This is a genomic window from Zoogloea sp. (assembly GCF_041911615.1).
GTDB lineage: Bacteria > Pseudomonadota > Gammaproteobacteria > Burkholderiales > Rhodocyclaceae > Zoogloea.
Genome location: NZ_JAYROR010000116.1, coordinates 1 through 5,534 on the forward strand (window position 1 = coordinate 1; position 5,534 = coordinate 5,534).

A 5,534-nucleotide genomic window follows, 5' to 3' on the forward strand; every position below is an offset into this window, starting at 1 on the left:
ACGGCGGCGGCGTTGGCCCGCCTCGACGACGCCGACCGGATCGGCGTCGAACGGCGCTGGCTGCGCCTGCGCGCCCTGGCCATCGCCGAGTCGGCGCGCATCCTGTGGCAGGCTGGCGACGTGGCGGGGCTACGCCGCCGCATCGCCGCGCTGGCCCCCGCCATGCCGGTGGCGCCGCCCCGGCGGGTCAGCAGCCTAATGGAAACCTGGCTCGCCTGGCGCGAGGCGCAGGCCTTGCTGGCGCTGGCCGAGGGCAACCCGGCCGAGGCCGCACGGCAACTGGCCGTGCTGGTGGACGGCTCGGAGGCGGCCGGTTTCAGCTATCGCGCGCTGCAGCGCCGCATCCTGCGGGTGGCGGCCCTCGATGCCGACGGCGACCGCGCGCGGGCCACCGCCGAACTGCAGGCTCTGTTGCCCGCTGCCGGGGCCGCCGGCATGTCGCGCAGCTTCGTCGATGCCGGGCCGCGCATCGCGCTGTTGCGTAGCGAGGTCGAGCAGGCGGCGGCCGACGCCGGGCCGCTGTCGCCGCGGGAGCGCGCCATCCTCCAGTTGGCGATGCGGGGCCATCCCAACAAATCCATCGCCCGCCACGCCGGGGTGACGCCCGAAACCGTGAAGTGGCACCTTAGCAACATCTACGCCAAGCTCGGCGTGCGCTCCCGCACCGAGGCCGTCCACAGGGCTCAGCAGCTCGGCCTGATCCGCCCGTCGGCGCTCTGAGCCCCCCGTTTCGGGGGGCGATTTCACTGGCCTCGCCGGCTAAGCTGCCCGGCGATCCGGCTCGACCGGCCGCATTCCAAAAACAGCCCGAGGAGACATCGTGGACGCCACCATCCAGACCGGGGCCGATCAGCCCTACGCCTACCCGCTGCTCATCAAGCAGATCCTGCACACCCCGCTGGCCCACGCGCCCGACCAGGAGATCGTCTACCGCGATCGCTGCCGCCACACCTACCGTGATCTGGCTGGCCGCATCGGTCGCCTCGGCAGCGCCCTCGGCCGGCTCGGCGTGGGCTTCGGCGACACCGTGGCGGTGGCCGACTGGGATACCCACCGCTACCTCGAGAGCTACTTCGCGATCCCGATGCTCGGCGCGGTGCTGATGACCGTGAACGTGCGTCTGTCGCCCGAGCAGATCGCCTACACCATCGACCACTGCGGCGCCGAGACGCTGCTCATCAACACCGAATTCCTGCCCCTGCTCGACGACATCCGCGCACGCCTGCCCAAGCTCAAGCGCATCGTGCTGATGTGCGACGACGAGGCCTGCGACCCGGCCGCCGTCGGCGCGGTGGGCGAGTACGAGGCGCTGCTGGCGGCAGCCGATCCCGACCACCGTTTCCCGGAGTTCGACGAGAACACCCGCGCCACCACCTTCTACACCACCGGCACCACCGGCCTGCCCAAGGGCGTGTTCTTCAGCCACCGCCAGCTCGTGCTGCACACCCTCGCGACCCTCAGCGGCGCGTCGGCCGCGCCCGACGGGCAGCGCTTCCACCGGGGCGACGTTTACATGCCGATCACCCCGATGTTCCATGTGCATGCCTGGGGCCTGCCCTACGTGGCGACGCTGCTGGGGGTCAAGCAGGTTTATCCGGGCCGCTACGTGCCCGACATGCTGCTGCAACTGCGCCGCACCGAAGGCGTGACCTTCTCCCACTGCGTGCCGACCATCCTGCAGATGCTGCTGGTGGCGCCCGCCGCAAAGGAGACCGATCTTTCGGGCTGGAAGATGGTCATCGGCGGCTCGGCCTTCACCGCCGGCCTCGCGACCCAGGCGGTCGCCCGCGGCATGGACGTATTCACCGGCTATGGCATGTCCGAAACATGCCCGATCCTGACCCTCGCGCAGCTCAAGCCCGCCGAGCTCAACCTCCCTCCCGAGCAAACGGTGCCGCTGCGCTGCCGCACGGGTCTGCCGATCCCGCTGGTGAATCTGCGGATCGTCGATGGCAACCTCGACGATGTGGCGCACGACGACCAGGCCCAGGGCGAGGTCGTCGTGCGAGCCCCGTGGCTTACCCAGGGCTACTTCAACGATGCCGACGCCTCGGCTCACCTGTGGCGCGGCGGCTGGCTGCACACCCAGGACATCGGTCGCATCGCGCCGAGCGGCTCGCTGCAGATCACCGACCGCATCAAGGACGTCATCAAGTCGGGCGGCGAGTGGATCTCGTCCCTCGAGATCGAAACCCTGATCTCCCAGCACCCGGCAGTGGCCGAGGTGGCGGTGCTCGGCGTGCCCGACGCCCGCTGGGGCGAGCGGCCGCTGCCGGTGGTGGTGCTCAAGCCGGGCGTCGAGGGTGTCGGGCAGGAAGAGATCATCGCCCACTTGCGCGGTTTTGCCGACGCCGGGCGGATCTCGCGCTTCGCGGTGCCCGGCGAGGTGCGCTTTGCCGACAGCCTCGAGAAGACCAGCGTCGGCAAGATCAACAAGCGCCAGATGCGCGAGCGCTACGGCGCCGCCTGATCGGCTGGCGGGCAGCGGCGGGGCTCTTCCCGCTGCCCGCGTTTCGCGGTCAAATGGGCGCCGTACGATCATACCCACAGGACGCACCGCCATGACTTCTCCCATCCTGCTCGACGTCGCAGACGGCGTCGCGACGCTCACCCTTAACCGTCCGAAGGCGCTCAACGCGTTGTCCTTCGAGATGATGCATGCGCTCTCCGACGCCACCGCCAAGCTCGCCCGGCGGGACGACCTGCGGGTGGTGGTGGTGCAGGGCGCCGGCGATCATTTCATGGCGGGCGGCGACCTGAAGGACTTCGCCAGCCAGCTGCATCTCTCGCCCGAGAGCCGCATGGCCACCTTCCGGGCCACCATCGAACAGCACGTCAACCGCAGCGTCGAGGCCTTTGCCAACCTGCGCGTGCCGGTCATCGGCCGGGTCCATGGCGCCTGCGCGGGCTATGGGCTGTCGCTGGCGCTGGGCTGCGACATGGTGGTGGCGGCCGACAACGCCTACTTCACCACCGCTTACGCCAGCATCGGGCTTTCCGGCGACGGCGGCGTGTCGTGGCTGCTGCCCCGCATCGTCGGACGCCACAAGGCCTTCGAACTGCTGCTGCTGGCCGATCGCTTCGACGCCAGCGAGGCGCTGCGTCTGGGCGTGGCGAACAAGGTGGTGCCCCTCGACGAGCTCGACACCGCCGTGGCGGCGCTGGTGGGCCGCTTCCTGCGCGGGCCGCGCGAGACCTACGCCGAGATGAAGCGCCTGCTCAACCAGGCGCCGGATCAATCCCTCGACGCCCAGCTCCAGCTCGAGGCCGAAGCCTTCGCCCGCTGCGCGGCGCGGCCGGATTTCGACGAGGGCGTAAATGCCTTCTTCGAGAAGCGCAAGGCGCGTTTCGGCGGCTGACGGGCGATCCGGGCGTCGCTTCCGGCGCCCCGTTTCATTCTCGCAGCGCGAATTCCCCGCACCACGACAGGCCGCTGACCAGCGGAAAGCGCCACCGATGCTCCTCGCGGGGCGACTGCTCGCCCGCGAAGGCCGGGGGGTAGCGGTGGCAGGTGCCGAGGCTGTGGTCGGTCGCCATGAAGTAATGGCATTGCCTGCAGGCGATGTTCTCGGGGCGCTGGTCGGTCATCGGGGCTTCCGGTTCGGGATCGAAGGGTGGGGGCTCAGCGGCTCAGGCGGTAGGCCAGCAGGCCCAGCCACTCGTGCACGGCGTAGGCGCCGGTGAAGGCGCTGTTCATGTTGGGCATGCGCGGCACGACCTCGTCTTGCGTCGGGCCGCGGTGGAAGAACGCGGTGGGCGCCGGGATCACCGTCAGCCCGGCCTGTTCGAACGCCTCCACCGAGCGGCGCATGTGGGCGGCGTGGGTCACCAGCACAACCTTGCGCACGCCCGCCGGCCGCAGGATCGCGGCGCTCATCCGGGCGTTGTCGCGGGTGTCGAGGGAGCGATCCTCGACCCAGCGCACTGGCACCCGGAAATCGTCCTCCAGGGCGCGTTTCATCAGTAGCGCCTCCGGTTCGCTGCCGCTCGGGGCGCCGCCGCTCACCAACACCGGCAGACGCGATTCCCGCGCCAGCCGGGCCCCGTAGCGGACGCGTTCGAGGGTGATCCGGCTCACGGTCTGGCCGCCGAATTCCGGTGCGTTGGTGCGCGCTCCACCGCTCAGAATCACGATTGCCTGGGCCTCGCGCAGTTGCGCCGGGGTGACGACCGGCGCGGTTTCCAGGCCGTCGACGAGGGCATCCACCACCGGCGGCATGCTCAGCGCGACGGCCAGAAACAGCCCACCCCAGGCCAGCGCGCGACCGCCGCGGGGGTGGCGGCGGATCAGCAGCAAACCCGCCGCAGTCACGAGCAGGGGCGCCAGGGGCGGCAGGAGGAGCAGGGAAATCAGTTTTTTGATGACGAACATGCGGAAAAGAGGCTTGCCGGGAGGAAGTTGGATTGTCGCTGAGAAGGCGCGCGGCTATTATCGCAGCGTCAAATCCAGGGCGTCGATACGCCGCGTTTTCAGGGGAAAGATCATCGCCAGCACATGCTTCCAGTATCCGCAGCGCCGCACCCCAGCCGGGGAGGCGGAACGATGATCGAAGTGGGCCTGCGGGAAGGCATCTGGGCACTGGTCGCGGTGTTGTCGTTGTATCTGGTGGTGATCCTGTTCCGCCTCGCCTTGCCGGCGCGTGCGCGTCAGGGCGATGTGCTGCGCTCGCCGCAGACCGTGGTCGCCGACCCCCCGGCTGCCGTCGCGCCGTCGCCCCTCGCGGCGGTCGAGCCCCCCGCGGTGCCCCAGGAAACCCTCAATGAACTCGAGATCCAGCAGCTCCGGCGTGACGTGGCCCAGCTGCGTACCGAGCAGGACTTCCTGCGCAGCGAGCTGGTGGCGATGCGCCTCGACGTGAATGAACTGCAGGCCAGCCACGATCGCGCCCAGGCCCCGCCGCAAGCCCAGACCCAGTACGTGCGGCCGGAGTCGCCGCAGCACTCCGAGGCCATGCTGCTGGCGGCCCGAGGCGTGGCGGCGGCGCAGATTGCCGAGCACTGCGGAATTTCGGTGGCGGAAGCCGAATTGGTCTGCGCCCTGGCGCGGGCGGAGGGAGGAGCATGACGGAACAACCGAAGGCGCCGGATCTGGCCGCCGAAGGGGACGAAGATCCCCGCAAGCAGTTGTGGATTCGCGCCGGCGTGGCGGGCGGCCTCATCGCCGTGCTGCTGGGTGGTCTGGCGATTTTCGATCATTTGTCGAAGCCGCCACCGCCCCCCGAGGAAGTGGTGGCGCCGACCAAGCCGATCGCCCCGGCGCAGGTGACGCCGGCCGGTCGCGACGCGCCACCGGAAGTCTTGCGCGCCGGTTCGACGGCGGCTTCCGAGGTACCGCCCTTGCCGGCGTCGGATGCCACCGAGCCGCCGGCGCTGCCTGCCGACGCCAAGGCCGACAAGGCCGAGCGCCTGGCGCCGGCCCGCAAGATTGCCGAAGGCACCCGGCCGCTGGTCCCGCCCGCCGCGTCGCCGGTGCAGGCTGGCCTGCAGAAGCCCGCAGTTGTCGCCACCGACGCGGCGCCCGCCGCCCGGCCGGC

6 protein-coding genes and 1 pseudogene are annotated in these 5,534 nt (G+C 70.4%); 5 read left to right on the plus strand and 2 right to left on the minus strand.

All coding sequences use genetic code 11. The annotated features are described in order from the left end of the window. From ACE3P2_RS15125 to ACE3P2_RS15135, 3 genes are all read left to right on the plus strand, one after another. The coding region (locus tag ACE3P2_RS15125; protein WP_374265913.1) for a LuxR C-terminal-related transcriptional regulator at nucleotides 1-720 on the plus strand (720 nt) is incomplete at its 5' end. 100 nt (nucleotides 721-820) lie between these two features. Beyond that, nucleotides 821-2,470 carry a fatty acid--CoA ligase gene (locus ACE3P2_RS15130; RefSeq protein ID WP_374265915.1) on the plus strand — a complete coding sequence of 550 codons (1,650 nt, stop codon included), beginning with the start codon at nucleotides 821-823 and terminating at the stop codon, nucleotides 2,468-2,470. Between the two features lie 91 nt (nucleotides 2,471-2,561). Continuing rightward, on the plus strand, nucleotides 2,562-3,359 hold the full coding sequence (locus ACE3P2_RS15135) for an enoyl-CoA hydratase/isomerase family protein (RefSeq protein ID WP_374265917.1): 798 nt from the start codon (nucleotides 2,562-2,564) through the stop codon (nucleotides 3,357-3,359). A 34-nt stretch (nucleotides 3,360-3,393) separates the two neighbouring features. On the opposite strand, the gene ACE3P2_RS15140 is transcribed toward ACE3P2_RS15135, so the two are convergent. Beyond that, nucleotides 3,394-3,588, minus strand: coding sequence for a hypothetical protein (locus ACE3P2_RS15140; RefSeq protein ID WP_374265919.1), 195 nt, complete (start codon nucleotides 3,586-3,588; stop codon nucleotides 3,394-3,396). Between the two features lie 34 nt (nucleotides 3,589-3,622). Further along, a complete protein-coding gene (locus tag ACE3P2_RS15145) occupies nucleotides 3,623-4,372 on the minus strand; it encodes a YdcF family protein (protein ID WP_374265921.1) in 750 nt (249 codons plus the stop codon). 171 nt (nucleotides 4,373-4,543) lie between these two features. Between ACE3P2_RS15145 and ACE3P2_RS15150 the strand changes: the two genes are divergently transcribed. Both ACE3P2_RS15150 and ACE3P2_RS15155 read left to right on the plus strand, forming a co-directional pair. Then, nucleotides 4,544-5,065 (plus strand): DUF2802 domain-containing protein, encoded by a 522-nt coding sequence (locus ACE3P2_RS15150; protein ID WP_374265923.1) that lies wholly within the window; start codon nucleotides 4,544-4,546, stop codon nucleotides 5,063-5,065. Beyond that, a pseudogene (locus ACE3P2_RS15155) lies at nucleotides 5,062-5,534 on the plus strand (hypothetical protein); the annotation flags it as partial. The gene ACE3P2_RS15150 and the pseudogene ACE3P2_RS15155, both read left to right, overlap by 4 nt.

Excerpts from the sequence above, each read along its gene's own strand:
- ACE3P2_RS15150 (WP_374265923.1), top strand. The coding sequence starts at position 4,544 with ATGATCGAAGTGGGCCTGCGGGAAGGCATCTGGGCACTGGTCGCGGTG.
- ACE3P2_RS15140 (WP_374265919.1), bottom strand. The coding sequence starts at position 3,588 with ATGACCGACCAGCGCCCCGAGAACATCGCCTGCAGGCAATGCCATTAC.
- ACE3P2_RS15145 (WP_374265921.1), bottom strand. The coding sequence starts at position 4,372 with ATGTTCGTCATCAAAAAACTGATTTCCCTGCTCCTCCTGCCGCCCCTG.
- ACE3P2_RS15135 (WP_374265917.1), top strand. The coding sequence starts at position 2,562 with ATGACTTCTCCCATCCTGCTCGACGTCGCAGACGGCGTCGCGACGCTC.